The following is a 17,226-nucleotide window of genomic DNA, read 5'->3' as shown; positions in this document are numbered from 1 at the left end:
CAATTACTTTAGTCAAATCTTAATTGTCTTTTGGCGGTATTTATTTTAGAAAAATAGAAATTCTTTTAATTTAAAGTGAGATAATCATCCGTTACACAATTTGTTCAATACATAACTAACAGCAACAAAACCAAACGTTGCGGTTACTGTTGTTATCGCTCCGAATCCCGATTCACAATCCATTTTTTTATTACTGTCTGCTTGATTTTTAGCAAAACAAATCTGACCGTTTTTAGTTGGATAAGTCAGCTGTTCAGTAGAAAATACACACGGAATGGAATATTTACCTTTACTGTCTTTACTTAGCTTATAATCATTTTTTAACTTTTCACGTAATTTAGCGGCTAAAGGATCTTGAATGGTTTTTGCTAAGTCCGCAATTTTTATTTGCGTAGGATCTTTTTGACCACCAGCTCCCCCTATTGTAATAATTTTTAATTTTTGACGCTTACAATAAGCAAGAACAGCCGCTTTATCACGAACGCTATCGATCGCATCGACAATATAATTATAACGAGGATTTTGTTTAGTTCCCAAATATTGGCTAACATTATTAATATTAATAAAATCATCGATTTCATTAACAATACATTCGGGATTAATTTGCAAAATTCGTTCGGCCATGACGGATGTTTTAGGTTTGCCAATATTAGATTTTAAGGCATGAATCTGACGATTAGTATTGGTTACACATACATCATCCATATCAATTAAGGTAATTTGCCCTATACCACTACGCGCGAGTGATTCAGCAACCCAAGAACCTACTCCACCAATACCAATTACACAAACATGTGCCTGAGAAAAAGAAGTTAATGCAGACTCACCATATAACCGTGCAATTCCGCTAAAACGTTGAAAATAAGAATCTGAAAATGTGTTTTGCATAAGTACCATTCATCTATCAAATTATACCAGCATACTAACAGCGCACAAATACAAGTGCAATATGTTAACCAATCTCCATAAATGGTTATTATTTAAATAAGCAAAAATCATAAATAAATTTTTAATTCTAATAATTTTTGGTATTTGTTATAACTCACCAAATGTCTTTTAAAGTTATCAATGATTTTTATTAAAAAACGACATCATTCATAAATATAAGAACATTTAACCAATATTGTGGTTAATTCTCGTCAAAATACTAATGCCAACATTAATTGTTATTTAGCAAAATTTATTAATTCACCAACCAGTTGCTGTGGTTCAATAAGATTTACATTTTTACAAAAATCACTATTGTTAGCATTTAATAGATAAACTAATGATTTTATTGTTACTAAACTGTTAGCCTTATCAAATTGTTGAATCAGGATATAACGCCTGTTTAATTTGGAATCAATGCCCTCAATATATTTCACATTATTATAAAGCTTGATTTCTGGTTTTTGATTACCTCGTGTTTTAGCTTGTCCAAGAAATATTTGCATGGCCTCTTGTTCATTGGCAACAACTTCATTAATAATTAAAATTCGTGCGCCATTCAAGTCATTACTATAAAGTGCGACATAATTATCAGTGAAATTTTGGATATGATTAGAAGTAAACGATTCGGTTTTCTTAAAATCGACAGAAAGAAATCGACTTTGCTCTGGTAACTGAAATTGTGGCGAGGCTTCATCAGATGATTGAATTGAAATTTTATCCGTTTTAGGTGCAGATAACACTTGATTAATTGGCATGTTTATTAAAATGCATGCAGTAAAGATCGCTCCAAGTTTTTTCATACTCTCTACTCTATTTATTCATTAAATCATCATGCGTTAAAGTCGATTATAACCTTATTATGTAAGTTAGCAATTTATATCAGAATCTCTTAACAAAAATTTTTCTAATACAAACTAAAGGGGTTTAATAGCCTTTACCTTATTGAATTCATAATATGATTTTTACTGAAACATACCCATAATCTGAAACTTTTTTACAAGCTAATATTATATTTGCTAAACAAGTGGTTGAAAGCGATTGCTCCCTGTGATGAGCAATCAAAGGGTTATTCTTGTCATTATCAGAATCTTTTAACAAAAATTTCCTAATACCAAACCAAAGGGTTTAAATAGCCTTTACCTTATTCAATTCATAATATGATTTTTACTGAAACATACCCATAACCTGAAACTTTTTTACAAACTAATTTATATTTTGCTAAATGAGTGGCGGAAAGCGATTGCTCCCTATGATGAGCAATCAAAGAGTTATTTTTGTCATTATCAGAATCTTTTAACAAAAATTTTTCTAATACAAACTAAAGGGTTTAAATAGCCCTTACCTTATTGAATTCATAATATGATTTTTACTGAAACATACCCATAACCTGAAACTTTTTTACAAGCTAATTTATATTTTGCTAAATAAGTGGTTGAAAGCGATTGCTCCCTATGATGAGCAATCAAAGGGATATTATTTGTCATTAAATGTATTCGTTTGGCTTTTTAGTTTTACCTACAATAAATATCGTTAAATATGATTAATAAAGAGGAAAAATCAATGCGTAAACCCAAAAAATTACTTAACGATCCAAATAACGTAAGACAAGAAGTCATGCAAGGATTGGTATATGCCTATAATGGTAAATTAACAGCTATTCCTGATTATTGTGCTGTTTATGGTAACCATATATCAAACGATCAAGTCGTAGTTATTTCGGGTGGTGGTAGTGGTCATGAACCAACTTTTGCTGGTTTTATCGGTGAAGGAGGCATTGATGGTTGTGCGTTAGGAGAAGTTTTCACTTCACCATCACCAGACCAAATAATTGAACTTACCAAAGCGACTGAAAAGGGTAATGGTGTGCTTTTTTTATATGGTAACTATTCAGGTGATGGAATGAATTTTGATATTTCAGCCGAAATATTAGCGGAAGAAAACATCGTCACTAAAACTATTCGAGCAACCGATGATATTGCCTCAGCCCCTTTATCCAAACTGTCCGACCGCCGTGGTGTAGCTGGTATTATGTTTTTATATAAAATTGCAGGCGCAGCTTCTCAATTTGAAAAATACAATCTTGAAAATCTTTATCAAGTTGTTGCAAAAGCTAACGGTAATGTTCGCACTATAGGTGTCGCGCTTGATGGATGTGCCTTACCTCAGTCAAATAATTTTAATTTTGAATTGGATGAAAATGAGATCGAAATTGGGATAGGTATTCATGGTGAGGCTGGATTACGTCGACAAGCAATGACATCAAGTGATGAAGTTGTCAAAGAGATGATAGATCGCCTATGTGATGATTTACCTTTCCAAACAGGTGACCGTGTGTGCGTACTGATTAACAATTTAGGCGCTCTTAGTAATACAGAACTATTAGTGATAACACGCAAAGTCGGTATTGAACTTAATAACCGAGGTATTATCAGTCACGATATTGCTGTCGGACATTTTTGTACATCACTTGAAATGTCAGGTTTTTCAATCACACTAATGAAGTTAGATGATGAATTGCAACGTCTTTATGATCTACCTTGTCAAACGCTTGGATGGAGAAAATAAAATGAATTTATTACAAGTACGTAAAATGATGTTATTTACCGCTCAAAAAATGGTCGAAAGCGAACCCGAATTAACAGCGTTAGATCAGATTGTTGGTGATGGTGATCATGGGATTGGGATGAAACGAGGATTTTCATCTATTATTGAGTTGCTACAAGATGAAAAATTTCAACCTACTGATATAGGTGATTTTTTTATTAAGATTGGCACAAAATTAATGACCAGTATGGGTGGTGCTTCGGGCGCTATATTTGGAACATTATTTAGAACTGGCGGAAAAAGTATTGTTGGCACAATGGAATTGAATTCTGAAGTCTTCGCAAAATTTCTTAACGACGGTTGGCAAGGGGTATATCAACGCGGTAATGCGGAGCCAGGCGATAAAACGATGGTCGATGCATTAGCTGCAGGGACAAAATCAGCCAATGAATTAACCACGCTTCCACTCAATGAAGCATTGCCAATAATTGCTAAATCAGCGATGGAAGGTGCAGAAAAAACCAAACAAATGGTTGCAGTATTTGGGCGTGCCAAAAATTTAGGCGATCGTACTATTGGACATATGGATCCTGGAGCGGTTTCAATGGCATTTATTTTAAAATACATGAATGACTATATTCATATGCAATAAAATTCAAATGTAATAAAGAATAAAATCCGCTGACTATCGGCGGATTTTTGCAAGCGTATGGAGATCCAAAAACAGTCTATCAATCCCCCTATTAAATAACACAAAAAAATTCCTTAAATTAATATTATTAAAATAAATTAAAACATCTGCATTTTATAACGTAATGTTAAGTTATTACGTTATAAAATTAGAGAACATGAAACATTAGTGTTTAAATTTAATTTGTGAAGGATACGCCCAACTTTGCAACTCTTCGGGTGGAAAACCGCCAGGATCTTTACCATCATTAATAAGTAATGCGTGATAATAAATTTCAGCCATTTCTTCAATATAGGCTGCTTTTAATACGGCCTCATAAGGATCTTTATCAACAGCTATAGCGCCGTGTTTTTCCATTAAAATCGCATCAGCACGCTTAATTGGTTCAATCACACTATGTGAAAGTTCTGTTGTTCCTGGTCTGCCATAAGGCGCAACAGGAATAACACCATCTTTCAAATTAAGGATGGCACATTCATAAACTACGGCAGGTATAGGCCTTGCGAGTACGGCAAATGAAGTGGCAAAAATAGAGTGCGTATGTGAAATAGCAAAAACATCCTCACGCGCCTTATAAATTTCAAGATGCATTAAACATTCACTGGTAGGTCTTAATCCCGAATCAGCTTCAATAACATTAGCGTCAAGATCCATAACCACTATGTCGCGAACTGTTAATAATTTTTTATCAATTGTAGTTGGTGTTACAAGCACATACCCTGTTTGTTTATCTCTAACACTTGAGTTACCCGCTTTATGTTTACATAATCCCCATTCGCTGGATTTTTGTGCCATATCGACAACATACTGCTTTTGAATCTCTAACATTTTATGACTCCTATTTTTGGCAAAATATTCATTGATAGTTTGCAAACAATTTCCAAATTTCGTGGTTATTGTTTGCTTTTCGTATATTTGCAGCTCCTTCATGAAGCTCTAATAATTCATTTAATTGAGCTAAAGCTTTAAGATGTTTTTGTGGATTATTGGTAGCAAGAACAACGATTAAATCGGCATGCATGTAACCACAAATATCAATTTTTTGAGGAAGTTTAAGTAAAGACATCGCAACTTTATTAACACCATCATCAATACCAGCATGAGCAATGATTAAACCATCAACTAACATAATATAAGGTTGTTCAAATTGAATTTTGTTAACCATTCTTTCAAGATAATAACGCTCTATGGATTGATTACTTAAAAGTGGTTTTGCAGCTAATTCAAGTGCGTCCTGCCATGAAATATCGGCTGATTGCGCAATATTGATATGTTCTGGTTGCATTAAATCGGCAAGTGATGGAATTTCCTGTTGGGTTATACGTAAAGGGTTGTCATTTACTTCATCGTTATACAGATAGGCGGTTAACTCTTTTTGTAAGGCTTTTCTCTCTTTTATATTACTGAACTTTTCAATAATTAACATTAGTTCTTCAACTTGAATTATGCTTGGATCAATTCCTTGTAAAGTACCGATCACCTGATTACGAAAAGAATTTTTATGAAAATTATTAACGGATGGATTAACAATAAATAAAAGTTTATCCGTCGATAAATAGGATGTTGAAAACACAATATCATAATAATGATTATATTTTTCAAACTCACGTTTAGACATCGCATCGGAAAAATGCAATTCGGGTAGTAAGACCTGCAAAGTTAAATAAAGATAAGTTGAAACCGTTGCACTATTTTCACAGACAACAATCGCAATTTTTTTTGTTTTGATTTGATTTATCAAACCTTCACGAGTTAACCAACCGCCAAATAAAACAGTTATAAAAGCGACTTCTTCATCAGGCATATTACAATGTAAAATTTTTTCAAACGGTGCAATGGCTTTTCGTACCATTTCATGTAAATGACCAAACTCTTGTAATACTATGTCATAGACGCTATTAATATTGGTAATATGATAACGAATTCGATAATACGCAGGTTTCCAATGTTGATAGATGCGTTCAATGAGTTCACTTTTATCCTTAAAAGTGATACAACTAATCTGCTCAAAATTATTAATAACTTCAACCGCACTTTCCAATAATACAGTATCTAAATGGAAATATTTGTCTGATAAAGTTTGGATATTTGAACTTTGCACAAGTATCGTTAAAAAAATTTGTTCATTAAGATCGGTAATACCAAATTTTTCAATCAACTTTTTCATCAATTGAAAATCACGACTATTGGCAACTTCAGCATAATTTTCAGGTAAGTGCTCAATTTTTTTATCGGTTTCAATGCGCTGTAACATAAAACAGATAAAGTAGGTCAGTTCTTGTAACTGCTCATCGGTAAAAATAATTTTTAATTTTTTCTCTATTTCACTAAATACTTGCCCTACTTGTTCTAATCCACCTTGGGTAATAATATCGTTTTCTTTAAATATTTTATCCGCAACGGGCATACTGATAATTCTACGAATCAATTTCAGCAATAAATACCGCTTGTCAATTTCGTTACCAATAATTCTGTAACCATTTTCACGGTCATAACTTATTTGTAGATGATATTGCACTATCATGAGTTGTACTTTTTTAATATCATTAATAACAGTATTTTGGCTAACAGTCAGCGCGGAAGATAAATGTATTAATGAAAATCTTTCGGTCCGAGTTAATAAAAAGAACAAAAGCAAATGGACTCGCTCATCTTCTGAATATATATAACGTCCGATAGCCTTTGAAACAGGTTCATCCCTAAATGTTTCAATGACATGTTTTGGTACACTAAATTTTCCTGTTTTAAAACGTTTAATTAATTCAAGATTAGAAGACTCAAGGAAATCATTAATTTTCTTAAATGTATAACTAAGTTGTTTGCGTGTTAACCCAAATTCAGCTTGAAGTTCTACGCCACTAACACTTGGATTTTGAATCAAGGCATTTAGAACAGTATGAATTCTCTTATCAACAACCATATAACAATTACCTTTTTGTTCGTTGTCTGATGGTAATTATCATTACCATCAGAGATACTAAACACTATTTTCAACGAATGTTTAAATGCTCATTTATCCATTACTTTCAGCTAAATCTTGTACTGTTTCCCTGCGCAGTTCACGGGCATAAAAGAAATATCCTACACACCAATAGACTGCAAAAATTAAGGGTACAAAATAACCTTGCAAACATTGCCAAATAAAAGAAAACGCATAGGTAAAAACCGGTGCATCAATAGAACTATTTGAAATTAATTGATTGGCTGGAATATCAATTGCTTTAGTTGATAATCCTAAATCTGTGATAATAGGCGCAAATTGGGTACCAACAAATAAGAAAAATGGCACACCTATGATTGCTAAAATCACCATTCTCAAAGTATTACCTTTAGTTAAAATATAAGCAGGAACAATAAGAGCGATGTTGATAATGCCAGCAAATGGTAAAAGTTTATTACCCGGTAAAATAACAGCCCAAATTAAAGTAAAAGGAATAGCAACAATTATAGTAAACCAAATCTCACTGGCTCCTCCCATAAATGGCCAGTCCAAACCGACAAACAATTTACGTCCAGCAAAACGCTTATTCATGTAATCACTGATTGCTTCAGAAATTGGCGAAAGTGCCTGCATAAATAATTTAGAAATCATTGGAAATAACATCAATGCAGTAGCAGCTTGCACACCTAACATTAAGATGGCAGCCACATCATAACCGGCAATAATTCCAAAGGTCACACCCAATAAAAAACCAATCACATGATTTTCAGCAAAAATACCAATTTTGGCACGTAATGTTGCTGCATCCATAGGTTTATTTAAAATAGGAATTTTGCGAAGTAATAGATCAAAAGGATAATAAATTGCACTGAAAAATAACATTCGGTGAGTACATGTAACGCCTGGTATACCGGTTAATTTTTCAATACGATGTTGATTAATATCACCAGAATTAAGTTCCAATATGATTTGTAATGTAGCAACAATAAAAGCAAGAGCCAATGCCACAATAGAGCCTAAAATTGGTGTAGCAACGGCGACAACAATAAAAGCTGTAAAAATTTTTCCCCATACATTCCATAAATCAGCGTTAAATGTATCTGTCTTTTTTAAAACGAGCATTAAAATATTGACGCCCACTTGTAAAGGAAACATAAGAAAAGCATACGGCCAAGCCCAAGATACGTTTGCCATAGTTGTCCAACCGCCATCAACAATACTAAGTTCTATGCCTGTGCGTTCCATCATAGTTTGTGCTGCTGAGCCAATGGCGCTTACCATAAAACCGATCAACATACTCATACCAACAAATGCAACACCTAATGTAATAGCGGCTGATGCACCATCTCTAAATTTCATTCGGACAATTAAACCCGCAATGAGCATAATGAAAGGTACAAAAACTGGAGCACCTAAATTTAAAATATAATTTATAATTGTTCCAAGAAAGTCCATAATGCACTCCTATTTACAGGCATCGATAATTTTTTGTAATTCAGTTTCCATATTTATTCCCGTTAAAAATGCAATGCCATTAATCACTGGGATAGGATATTGTTTTTCAATTTTGGTTATCGCTATGTATGCCACGCTACTTTTGATATGAGAATCAACCGATTTGAGATCAACAACTTCGACCTTTATGTCTTCAAGATTTCGTTCTTTTAATAAACGTGTAACCTTACTTGCAACTGTTTGAGATGTAGCAACTCCACTGCCACATGCAACAATAACTTTTTTCATAATGCCTCCTTATAAATTAATATTCGACGTGAGTAGTGTAAAAACTTCATGTTTGTTTTTTGCCTGGAAAAGCGACTCTAAAAAACATGAATTCACAAAGCAGGACATTAATTTTTGCAACAAATCAATATGTCCATTTTTTTCGTTAAACCCGAGTAAAAAAACAAAATTAGCATTTAAAACATGGTCATTATTTGCCATTTCGCACCATGGAATGGTTCCTTTAACTCGAGTAAAAAAGATAAATGGTTTAATCACATGTTCAATGTCAGTATGAGGCATAGCAACTACATAAGGTTCTGTAGGTAGAGCGGTTGGAAATGAAGATTCTCTTTTTTTAATTGCTTCTAAGAAAGAGTCATTAACATATCCTTTTTTTCTTAAAACAGAAAATGTGAACTCAAAAAATTGATTAGTATTTTGGAAGTCTTTATCTAAAAGAATTAAATCTTCAAAAAACATTTGCTCGCTAGATTCATTCCCCATTTCATCCTCCATCATTATGTGATCAGCAAATTTTTAAAATATTAGCCATTTGCTACTGCTAGAATTAAATTAGCATTGTTTAGATGTGATTGATTTTAGGAAATAAAAATAAAAGAAACTAATGGATTTGATACCAAATAGTCGCCATGGTATTGCTCATCATAGGGAGCGTTATAACAACAGTAACAACAATTTTACTGAGCAGAGTTTTATAAATACATTTTTGAGGAAAAATAAAAGATAAATAGATTGATATCCGTCTGCTTTCCACAGACGGAATATGAAAGATAACCAATTTATGACTAATTAATTAGTTTTTGAATGAATGAATTGGAGCCGGAATTCGTCCACCACGATTGATAAAATCACAAGAGGAGAATTTATTTACTGACATCACTGGCGCATGTCCAAGTAACCCACCGAATTCAATATTATCCCCTACTTTTAAACCAACAGCTGGAATAATTCGCACCGCAGTAGTTTTGTGATTAATGACGCCAATTGCAGCTTCATCAGCAATAATTGCCGAAATAGTTTCTGCTGGGGTATCGCCCGGAATGGCTATCATATCAAGCCCTACTGAGCAAACACAGGTCATTGCTTCAAGTTTTTCCAAATTTAATGCGCCATTATTTACTGCATCAATCATCCCCGCATCTTCTGATACAGGAATAAAGGCACCGCTTAAGCCACCCACATGTCCACAAGCCATTACACCACCTTTTTTAACGGCATCATTTAACATGGCAAGTGCCGCCGTTGTTCCATGGGTACCAACGGCTTCTAAACCCATTTCCTCTAAAATATGTGCAACTGAATCACCAATAGCTGGAGTTGGTGCTAAGGATAGATCAACAATACCGAATTTCACCCCTAAACGCTCTGATGCCTCTTTACCAACAAGCTGTCCCATTCGAGTAATTTTAAATGCGGTTTTTTTGATCGTTTCAGCAACAACATCAAACGATTCACCTTTCACTTTTTCAAGCGCTCGTTTTACAACGCCAGGACCGCTGACCCCCACATTAATAACACAATCGGCCTCACCGACACCGTGAAATGCCCCAGCCATAAAAGGATTGTCTTCAACTGCATTAGCAAACACCACTAATTTGGCGCATGCCATACTGCTATTATCTGCCGTTAATGCCGCGGCTTCTTTAATGATCTGCCCCATTAGTTTTACAGCATTCATGTTGATGCCTGTTTGTGTGGAGCCAACATTAACCGATGAGCAGACTCTTTCCGTTTGTGCTAATGCTTGAGGAATTGATTTAATTAAAATTTCATCGCCTTTATGGCACCCTTTTTGTACTAATGCCGAAAAACCACCAATAAAGTTAACACCCACTGCTTTAGCTGCGGCATCAAGTGTTTTAGCGAACTCAACGTAATCTTTATCGTCACTCGCACCAGCAATCAGCGAGATAGGGGTAACTGAAATACGTTTATTAATAATTGGAATACCAAATTCTGAGGTAATCTCATCCCCAACTTTAACCAGATCTTTCGCTAATCGCGTAATTTTTTCATAGATTTTTTGACGTGCTTTTTCACCATCACTGTCAATACAATCCAGAAGTGAAATACCCATGGTAATTGTGCGGATATCAAGTTTTTCTTCCTCAATCATTTTAATTGTTTCGAGGATTTGTTTAGTTTCCATAAGTATTATCCTTTAATAATAAAGTACAAAATTTAGATTATAAACGATGCATCGCATCAAAAATTTCTTCCCGTTGAATATTCACTTTTACTTTTAGTTTGTCACCAGTCTCAGTCAATGCAGTTTTAACATCATCAAATGACATATTAATTTTAGATAAATCTAATAACATAATCATGGTGAAATATTCACCCATAATGGTTTGACTCACATCTAAAATATTAATATTTAACTCATATAATTTCTGACTGATACCTGCAATAATCCCCGTTTGATCTTTTCCAATTACCGTTAAAATAGTTTTCATAACACTCTCCGCACAAATTTCACACAATCAAAAGATATTTCTTAGGCTAAGTATAATAACATCTTCAAAAATTATCTAAATAGGAGTAGATTGTTTTTTTAATTAAAAAATAAAAACTATCACAATAAATAGAAAGGGCTGAATCATGGTAAATTTCCAAAAATCCAATAAATTGGATCATGTTTGTTACGATATACGTGGACCAATTCTTGAACATGCAAAACGTCTTGAAGAAGAAGGCCAAACTATCCTCAAACTCAATATTGGAAATCCCGCCCCGTTTGGCTTTACAGCTCCAGATGAATTATTAGTGGATGTCATCCGCAATCTACCTACTTCACAAGGATATTGTGATTCAAAAGGTCTCTACTCTGCCCGTAAAGCGGTTATGCAATATTATCAATCCAGAGGAATTACTGATTTAGATGTGGAAGATATCTATATCGGAAATGGTGTTTCAGAATTAATCGTTCAATCCATGCAAGCACTACTTAATAGTGGAGATGAAGTTTTGGTTCCGATGCCTGATTATCCATTATGGACAGCCTCAATTAGTCTATCTGGAGGTAATGCGGTTCACTATCTATGTGATGAAGAGGCTAATTGGTCACCCGATCTAGAAGATATTAAGCGTAAAATCACTTCCAAAACCAAAGGAATTGTGATTATTAATCCTAACAATCCAACCGGTGCAGTTTACAGTAAAGAGGTGTTACTTGAGATTGCCGAAATTGCTCGACAGAATAATTTGATTATTTTTGCTGATGAAATTTACGATAAAATTTTATTTGATGATGCTGTTCATCATTCAATCGCAGCTCTAGCACCCGATCTTTTTGTCATAACCATGAGCGGTTTATCAAAAACGTATCGAGCAGCAGGATTCAGACAAGGATGGATGGCACTTTGTGGGCCAAAACAGCACGTTAAAGGCTATATTGAAGGTTTAAACATGCTAGCTTCAATGCGTTTATGTGCAAATGTGCCACTGCAACATGCCATTCAAGCGGCTTTAGGGGGGTACCAAAGTATTAATGAGTTTATCGTACCCGGCGGACGACTCTATGATCAATGTATGCTGGCATGGCGATTACTCAATGATATCCCTGGCGTATCATGCACTAAACCACAAGGTGCTTTATATTTATTCCCAAAACTTGATCAGAAAAAATTTAATATTCATAACGACCAAAAATTAGTTTTAGACTTTTTGTTACAACAAAAAGTATTACTGGTACAAGGAACCGGATTTAACTGGCATCAACCCGATCATGTTAGGATTGTCGCCTTACCCCATACAGGTGAACTTGAAGACGCGATTGAAAGATTCGCTAAATTCCTATCTACCTATAAACAATAAAATACATAATAACCCCAGCCCTCACTGGGGTTAATGATAGAAATATTTTAAATTCAGTTATAAACCACATCTAACTTTTAAAGTGTTTTCTTGTTTTCTACTTGTCCAATATTAAATCTTAATACTGTTAGTAGATTTTTATAAATAAAATTTATTTTGTTGTCATTGAGTAAGACTAATTATTTCCACCATATAACTTTCGCCATACTCATCTTGAATATACTGAATTTCAGAAAATAACCATATATTACTTAATAGGTTAGAAGAAAAGGGATAAGGTTACTGACGATAATTTTGTACTAATTTAGAAGTGTAATTGCATAAAAGTTATATAAAAAAACGCCATGAATGGCGCTTTTTAATATTAGGTGGTTTTTATTTTTTTATTTGTGCAAGTTTTTTGCGAATATTTGCTGCTCTTGATTTAGAAGATGGATGACTACTCAATATTGAAGAGTCTCCACCACCTAATTTATCAAATGCAGTAGCAAGTCCTTCTGGATTAATTTTTTTCTTAACTAAGAAATCAAATGAATAATTATCAGCTTCTTGTTCTTGTTTTTGTGAGAATTGAGAATTAATTACTGCTGATGCTAAAGCACCTAATTTAGATTTAGATATTGAAGCAATTGCAGCATTACCAGACGCAGCGGCTGCATCTTGAGCAATTTCAGTTGCATAAGCAATTTGCATCGCTTTTTTACTATGACCTAAAGCAACATGACCTAATTCATGACCTAAAACACCTTGAATTTCATTATCTGTCATCAAATCCATTAAACCACTATAGACACGCACGCAACCGTTCGCCATTGCCCAAGCATTAACATCTTTAGTGATATATACTCTATAATTAATTGGTGTACCATCAACGTTGTTACCTAAAGCTTTGACGATTTTGTTTAACCTTTTAGAGTAAGCGTTTTTTGCTGAAGCAACTTTTGACTGAGCATCCATTTGTGCACAAGCATCTTTACTTAATTGTTTAACATCATTGTCACTTAATGTTGCAGCTTGAAGACCTTTCATTCCTAGGTTAGCTAAATCATCTGGATTCATATTACAGCCAGTTAGGGACATAGCTGCGACTAAAGGTAATGCAACTAATAATGTTTTTTGATGTTTTTTCATAATATTTTCCTTATTTAAATAATTATTTATATCCATCTAAACTAAGTTAAGTTAGACGCAGAAATTTTAAACTAACTTTAATAATAATCAATAAATAATTACTTGTTTTATAACTTGAAAAATAATTACTTGATTACTCAGTATATGAGATTTAGACTAATCACCCATTTTTTAAGGTACAAACTTATGCAACTATCTGATTTCGATTTTACACTTCCTAAAGAACTCATTGCCAAATATCCATCAGAAACTAGAAGTGCATGCCGGCTTTTATCACTTGATGGAAAAACAGGTAACATTAACCATGGCATTTTTACTGACATTGTCGACAGTATTAATCCAGGCGATTTGCTTATTTTTAATAACACTAGAGTTATACCTGCTCGCGTTTATGGTAAAAAATTATCTGGCGGTAAAATTGAAATACTTATCGAACGATTATTAGATGGGAATCGTGTACTTGCACATGTAAAAGCGTCAAAATCACCTAAAGAAGGGACTGAATTAATATTAGGAGAAGACTCATCGGTTACTGTAACTATGGTAGCTCGTCATGATAGCCTCTTTGAATTACAATTTCCGGACGATGTACTTACTATTTTAAATAAAATCGGTCATATACCTTTACCACCTTATATTGACAGACCTGATGATGATCAAGATCGTGAAGTTTATCAAACCGTATACAATAAAGTACCTGGAGCGGTTGCAGCCCCTACAGCTGGACTTCATTTTGATGAAAGCTTATTAGAAAAATTGAAACAAAAAGGCGTTGAAATGGCTTTTGTCACTTTACATGTTGGCGCTGGGACATTTCAACCAGTAAGAGTTGAGAATATCGAAACGCATGTTATGCACGCAGAGTATGCGGAGGTTCCAGAGGAAGTTGTTAAAGCGGTATTAGCCTGCAAAGCCAGAGGTAATAAAGTCATCGCTGTGGGAACTACCTCGGTTAGGGCTCTTGAAAGCGCTGCACAAAAAACTGGGGAAATTGCTCCTTTTTTTGCTGATACACAGATATTTATTTACCCAGGCTACCACTTTAATGTTATTGATTCACTGATCACAAATTTTCATCTACCCGAATCAACATTAATTATGCTTGTATCAGCATTTGCAGGATATGAAAATACGATGAATGCTTATCAAGAAGCGGTTAAGCAACAATATCGATTTTTTAGTTATGGTGATGCAATGTTTATCACTAAACAATCGAATGAATCACTCTAAAATTTTATCAACATTTAATGGAAAGTTGCCTAATCAAGCTGATATGGCAAATTTGGTTGGTAACTTTTCCATTTAACCATTTTAATTACCTATTTATTCTTTAATTTATCTAAAATATTATTCTTGCGATGCAAATTTGACGGATGAGATGTCGGATATTCTGATGCATGAATGGGCATTTTAGATAACATATTTACCAAACCTATGGGATCAATTTTTTCTTTTAATAAAAGATTGAAAGCATATTCATCTGCCTCAACCTCATACTGTTGCGCAATTTCTTGTTTTACCATAATAATAATTTCATTGGCTTTATCGGTAATTTCGATATAAGGAGCCTGTCGAAATGATTTTATAGCATGTTTAAGTGCAATATGTCCTTGTTCATGCGCCAATACGGCTTGCAATTCATTATCTGTTAATAATTTAATCAATCCACTATTCACTCGAATACATCCATTTACAGTTGACCAAGCATTGGGTTCCGTATTCAAATAAACCTTATAATTTATTTCGTTATTATTAATATTGTTAGGCAATGTTTTAGCGATTTTATTTAAGCGTTTACTTAAAGCATGATTATTGGCTGGAATTGTCGCCCTATGATCCATTTCATTACACGCTTGTTGACTAATAGCAAGTATGTCTTGTTCGGATAAAAATTTTACTGCTTCAGACGGTATCCGTTTAGCTGTACGAATGTTTGTATGATTTTGACATGCGGTCGACAAAAATATCAATAATAATGAAAATATCAATATAACATAGTTCACAATTCTTAAAATCCTTTCAAAAGTTGTTAATTCAAGTCAAGCACGATAAACTATCCGCCGCAATGTAATAGTACACAACGCATTATATCAATAATTCGCGCCAAACTGTTTATTTGGTCGCAAGAGGTAAATAAATGAAATTTGAATTAGATAATACCGACGGCTTAGCTCGTCGTGGACGTATGAAATTCGATCGTCGTGGAGTCGAATATACGGTAGAAACTCCTGCATTTATGCCTGTCGGAACTTATGGAACGGTAAAAGGTATGACACCTGAAGAAGTTGCCGCAACAGGAGCTCAAATCTTATTAGGCAATACCTTCCATTTATGGCTAAGACCTGGTCAAGAAATCATGCGTAAACATGGTGATTTGCATGATTTCATGCAATGGCATGGTCCAATCTTAACAGATTCAGGTGGTTTTCAGGTATTTAGTTTAGGCGATATTCGAAAAATTAAAGAAGAAGGCGTCTATTTTAGGAATCCAATCAATGGAGATAAAATCTTTTTATCACCAGAAATTTCCATGGAAATCCAATATGATCTTGGTTCTGACATCGTCATGATATTTGACGAATGTGCGCCATTTCCTGCCGACTGGGATTATGTGAAAAAATCAATGGAGATGTCACTACGTTGGGCCAAACGCAGCAGAAAACGCTTTGATGAGTTAGGCAATAAAAATGCCCTATTTGGTATTGTTCAAGGTGGTATACATCAAGAATTACGTGACATATCAATTAAAGGATTAACAGAAATTGGGTTTGATGGTTATGCTGTTGGAGGCCTTGCCGTTGGCGAACCAAAAGAGGATATGCATCGTATATTGGAAGGCACATGCCCACAATTACCTGCTGATAAACCACGTTATTTGATGGGGGTTGGTAAACCAGAAGATTTAGTGGAAGGCGTACGTCGTGGCATCGATATGTTTGACTGTGTAATGCCAACTCGTAACGCACGCAATGGTCACCTATTTGTAACTGATGGTGTAATCAAAATTCGTAATGCCAAATATAAAAATGATACAACACCGCTGGATCCTCATTGTGATTGTTACACATGTAAAAATTACACAAAATCTTATCTACACCACTTAGATAAATGTGGGGAAATTTTAGGCGCACGATTAAACACCATTCATAATTTGCGTTATTACCAACGCCTAATGGCAGAGATTCGTGAAGCTGTGGCAAATAAACGTTATGAAGAATTTGTTATCGAATTTTATCAACGTATTGGTAAAAAACCTGCCCCATTCGCAAAATCTGAAAATAACTAGTATATTTTTTTAGGTAAGTATTGACACTTTTTAGTTAGCGCAGTATTATGCGCTTCCTAACGGCGAGTAGCGCAGCTTGGTAGCGCAACTGGTTTGGGACCAGTGGGTCGGAGGTTCGAATCCTCTCTCGCCGACCAATTT

17 protein-coding genes and 1 tRNA gene are annotated in these 17,226 nt (G+C 34.3%); 6 read left to right on the top strand and 12 right to left on the bottom strand.

Annotated features, from left to right (window positions below):
- Positions 1-84: 84 nt before the first annotated feature.
- From tcdA to H3S73_RS13825, 3 genes are all read right to left on the bottom strand, one after another.
- On the bottom strand, positions 85-888 hold the full coding sequence (tcdA, locus tag H3S73_RS00085; protein ID WP_198228684.1) for a tRNA cyclic N6-threonylcarbamoyladenosine(37) synthase TcdA: 804 nt from the start codon (positions 886-888) through the stop codon (positions 85-87).
- A 278-nt stretch (positions 889-1,166) separates the two neighbouring features.
- Positions 1,167-1,730 (bottom strand): hypothetical protein, encoded by a 564-nt coding sequence (locus H3S73_RS00080; protein ID WP_198228685.1) that lies wholly within the window; start codon positions 1,728-1,730, stop codon positions 1,167-1,169.
- A gap of 552 nt (positions 1,731-2,282) precedes the next feature.
- The gene (locus H3S73_RS13825) at positions 2,283-2,414 is read right to left on the bottom strand and encodes a hypothetical protein (protein ID WP_255519601.1); all 132 of its coding nucleotides are present in this window, start codon (positions 2,412-2,414) and stop codon (positions 2,283-2,285) included.
- Positions 2,415-2,490: 76 nt separating this feature from the next.
- On the opposite strand from H3S73_RS13825, the gene H3S73_RS00075 reads away from it, so the two are divergent.
- Both H3S73_RS00075 and dhaL read left to right on the top strand, forming a co-directional pair.
- Positions 2,491-3,495 carry a dihydroxyacetone kinase subunit DhaK gene (locus H3S73_RS00075; RefSeq protein ID WP_198235922.1) on the top strand — a complete coding sequence of 335 codons (1,005 nt, stop codon included), beginning with the start codon at positions 2,491-2,493 and terminating at the stop codon, positions 3,493-3,495.
- Position 3,496: 1 nt separating this feature from the next.
- Positions 3,497-4,126, top strand: coding sequence for a dihydroxyacetone kinase subunit DhaL (dhaL, locus tag H3S73_RS00070; RefSeq protein WP_198235923.1), 630 nt, complete (start codon positions 3,497-3,499; stop codon positions 4,124-4,126).
- Between the two features lie 204 nt (positions 4,127-4,330).
- Here dhaL and H3S73_RS00065 read toward each other — a convergent pair whose 3' ends face one another.
- The 7 genes from H3S73_RS00065 to H3S73_RS00035 all read right to left on the bottom strand — a co-directional run bounded on the left by H3S73_RS00065 (position 4,331) and on the right by H3S73_RS00035 (position 11,308).
- Positions 4,331-4,993, bottom strand: coding sequence for a class II aldolase/adducin family protein (locus H3S73_RS00065; RefSeq protein WP_025314608.1), 663 nt, complete (start codon positions 4,991-4,993; stop codon positions 4,331-4,333).
- Between the two features lie 28 nt (positions 4,994-5,021).
- Positions 5,022-7,085 carry a BglG family transcription antiterminator gene (locus tag H3S73_RS00060; RefSeq protein ID WP_198235924.1) on the bottom strand — a complete coding sequence of 688 codons (2,064 nt, stop codon included), beginning with the start codon at positions 7,083-7,085 and terminating at the stop codon, positions 5,022-5,024.
- A 93-nt stretch (positions 7,086-7,178) separates the two neighbouring features.
- Positions 7,179-8,561: a PTS galactitol transporter subunit IIC gene (locus H3S73_RS00055; protein ID WP_144093422.1), complete on the bottom strand. Its 1,383-nt coding sequence runs from the start codon at positions 8,559-8,561 to the stop codon at positions 7,179-7,181.
- A 9-nt stretch (positions 8,562-8,570) separates the two neighbouring features.
- Positions 8,571-8,849: a PTS sugar transporter subunit IIB gene (locus tag H3S73_RS00050; protein WP_039129500.1), complete on the bottom strand. Its 279-nt coding sequence runs from the start codon at positions 8,847-8,849 to the stop codon at positions 8,571-8,573.
- Between the two features lie 9 nt (positions 8,850-8,858).
- The gene (locus H3S73_RS00045; RefSeq protein ID WP_198228689.1) at positions 8,859-9,335 is read right to left on the bottom strand and encodes a PTS sugar transporter subunit IIA; all 477 of its coding nucleotides are present in this window, start codon (positions 9,333-9,335) and stop codon (positions 8,859-8,861) included.
- 310 nt (positions 9,336-9,645) lie between these two features.
- Entirely contained in the window at positions 9,646-11,001 is a 1,356-nt protein-coding gene (locus H3S73_RS00040; RefSeq protein WP_144093426.1) for a PFL family protein, read from the bottom strand.
- Between the two features lie 37 nt (positions 11,002-11,038).
- Complete coding sequence (locus tag H3S73_RS00035; RefSeq protein ID WP_065738442.1) at positions 11,039-11,308, bottom strand: ACT domain-containing protein; 270 nt, start codon at positions 11,306-11,308, stop codon at positions 11,039-11,041.
- Between the two features lie 145 nt (positions 11,309-11,453).
- Here H3S73_RS00035 and H3S73_RS00030 point away from each other — a divergent pair, with 145 nt between their 5' ends.
- Entirely contained in the window at positions 11,454-12,668 is a 1,215-nt protein-coding gene (locus H3S73_RS00030) for a pyridoxal phosphate-dependent aminotransferase (protein ID WP_198228690.1), read from the top strand.
- A 375-nt stretch (positions 12,669-13,043) separates the two neighbouring features.
- Here the strand turns inward: H3S73_RS00030 and H3S73_RS00025 are convergent, their stop codons facing one another.
- Positions 13,044-13,799 carry a M48 family metalloprotease gene (locus tag H3S73_RS00025; RefSeq protein WP_198229126.1) on the bottom strand — a complete coding sequence of 252 codons (756 nt, stop codon included), beginning with the start codon at positions 13,797-13,799 and terminating at the stop codon, positions 13,044-13,046.
- 186 nt (positions 13,800-13,985) lie between these two features.
- Between H3S73_RS00025 and queA the strand changes: the two genes are divergently transcribed.
- On the top strand, positions 13,986-15,029 hold the full coding sequence (gene queA, locus H3S73_RS00020) for a tRNA preQ1(34) S-adenosylmethionine ribosyltransferase-isomerase QueA (protein ID WP_198235925.1): 1,044 nt from the start codon (positions 13,986-13,988) through the stop codon (positions 15,027-15,029).
- Between the two features lie 89 nt (positions 15,030-15,118).
- Here queA and H3S73_RS00015 read toward each other — a convergent pair whose 3' ends face one another.
- Positions 15,119-15,802, bottom strand: coding sequence for a M48 family metalloprotease (locus H3S73_RS00015; protein ID WP_198235926.1), 684 nt, complete (start codon positions 15,800-15,802; stop codon positions 15,119-15,121).
- Positions 15,803-15,936: 134 nt separating this feature from the next.
- On the opposite strand from H3S73_RS00015, the gene tgt reads away from it, so the two are divergent.
- Positions 15,937-17,085: a tRNA guanosine(34) transglycosylase Tgt gene (gene tgt / locus H3S73_RS00010; protein ID WP_198235927.1), complete on the top strand. Its 1,149-nt coding sequence runs from the start codon at positions 15,937-15,939 to the stop codon at positions 17,083-17,085.
- Positions 17,086-17,145: 60 nt separating this feature from the next.
- Positions 17,146-17,222 (top strand) — tRNA-Pro (locus H3S73_RS00005).
- Positions 17,223-17,226: the final 4 nt, after the last annotated feature.

Origin of the sequence: Gilliamella sp. B14384G12 (assembly GCF_016101825.1) — a bacterium.
In the GTDB taxonomy this organism is placed as follows: Bacteria; Pseudomonadota; Gammaproteobacteria; order Enterobacterales; family Orbaceae; genus Gilliamella; species Gilliamella apicola_N.
The sequence above is the reverse complement of the archived record's forward strand: the minus strand, read 5'-3'. Positions and strand labels throughout refer to the sequence as shown.

Bases quoted from the DNA above. Each gene is read 5' to 3' on its own strand.
- tcdA (WP_198228684.1), bottom strand. From the start codon at position 888: ATGCAAAACACATTTTCAGATTCTTATTTTCAACGTTTTAGCGGAATT.
- H3S73_RS00080 (WP_198228685.1), bottom strand. From the start codon at position 1,730: ATGAAAAAACTTGGAGCGATCTTTACTGCATGCATTTTAATAAACATG.
- H3S73_RS13825 (WP_255519601.1), bottom strand. From the start codon at position 2,414: ATGACAAATAATATCCCTTTGATTGCTCATCATAGGGAGCAATCGCTT.
- H3S73_RS00075 (WP_198235922.1), top strand. From the start codon at position 2,491: ATGCGTAAACCCAAAAAATTACTTAACGATCCAAATAACGTAAGACAA.
- dhaL (WP_198235923.1), top strand. From the start codon at position 3,497: ATGAATTTATTACAAGTACGTAAAATGATGTTATTTACCGCTCAAAAA.
- H3S73_RS00065 (WP_025314608.1), bottom strand. From the start codon at position 4,993: ATGTTAGAGATTCAAAAGCAGTATGTTGTCGATATGGCACAAAAATCC.
- H3S73_RS00060 (WP_198235924.1), bottom strand. From the start codon at position 7,085: ATGGTTGTTGATAAGAGAATTCATACTGTTCTAAATGCCTTGATTCAA.
- H3S73_RS00055 (WP_144093422.1), bottom strand. From the start codon at position 8,561: ATGGACTTTCTTGGAACAATTATAAATTATATTTTAAATTTAGGTGCT.
- H3S73_RS00050 (WP_039129500.1), bottom strand. From the start codon at position 8,849: ATGAAAAAAGTTATTGTTGCATGTGGCAGTGGAGTTGCTACATCTCAA.
- H3S73_RS00045 (WP_198228689.1), bottom strand. From the start codon at position 9,335: ATGGGGAATGAATCTAGCGAGCAAATGTTTTTTGAAGATTTAATTCTT.
- H3S73_RS00040 (WP_144093426.1), bottom strand. From the start codon at position 11,001: ATGGAAACTAAACAAATCCTCGAAACAATTAAAATGATTGAGGAAGAA.
- H3S73_RS00035 (WP_065738442.1), bottom strand. From the start codon at position 11,308: ATGAAAACTATTTTAACGGTAATTGGAAAAGATCAAACGGGGATTATT.
- H3S73_RS00030 (WP_198228690.1), top strand. From the start codon at position 11,454: ATGGTAAATTTCCAAAAATCCAATAAATTGGATCATGTTTGTTACGAT.
- H3S73_RS00025 (WP_198229126.1), bottom strand. From the start codon at position 13,799: ATGAAAAAACATCAAAAAACATTATTAGTTGCATTACCTTTAGTCGCA.
- queA (WP_198235925.1), top strand. From the start codon at position 13,986: ATGCAACTATCTGATTTCGATTTTACACTTCCTAAAGAACTCATTGCC.
- tgt (WP_198235927.1), top strand. From the start codon at position 15,937: ATGAAATTTGAATTAGATAATACCGACGGCTTAGCTCGTCGTGGACGT.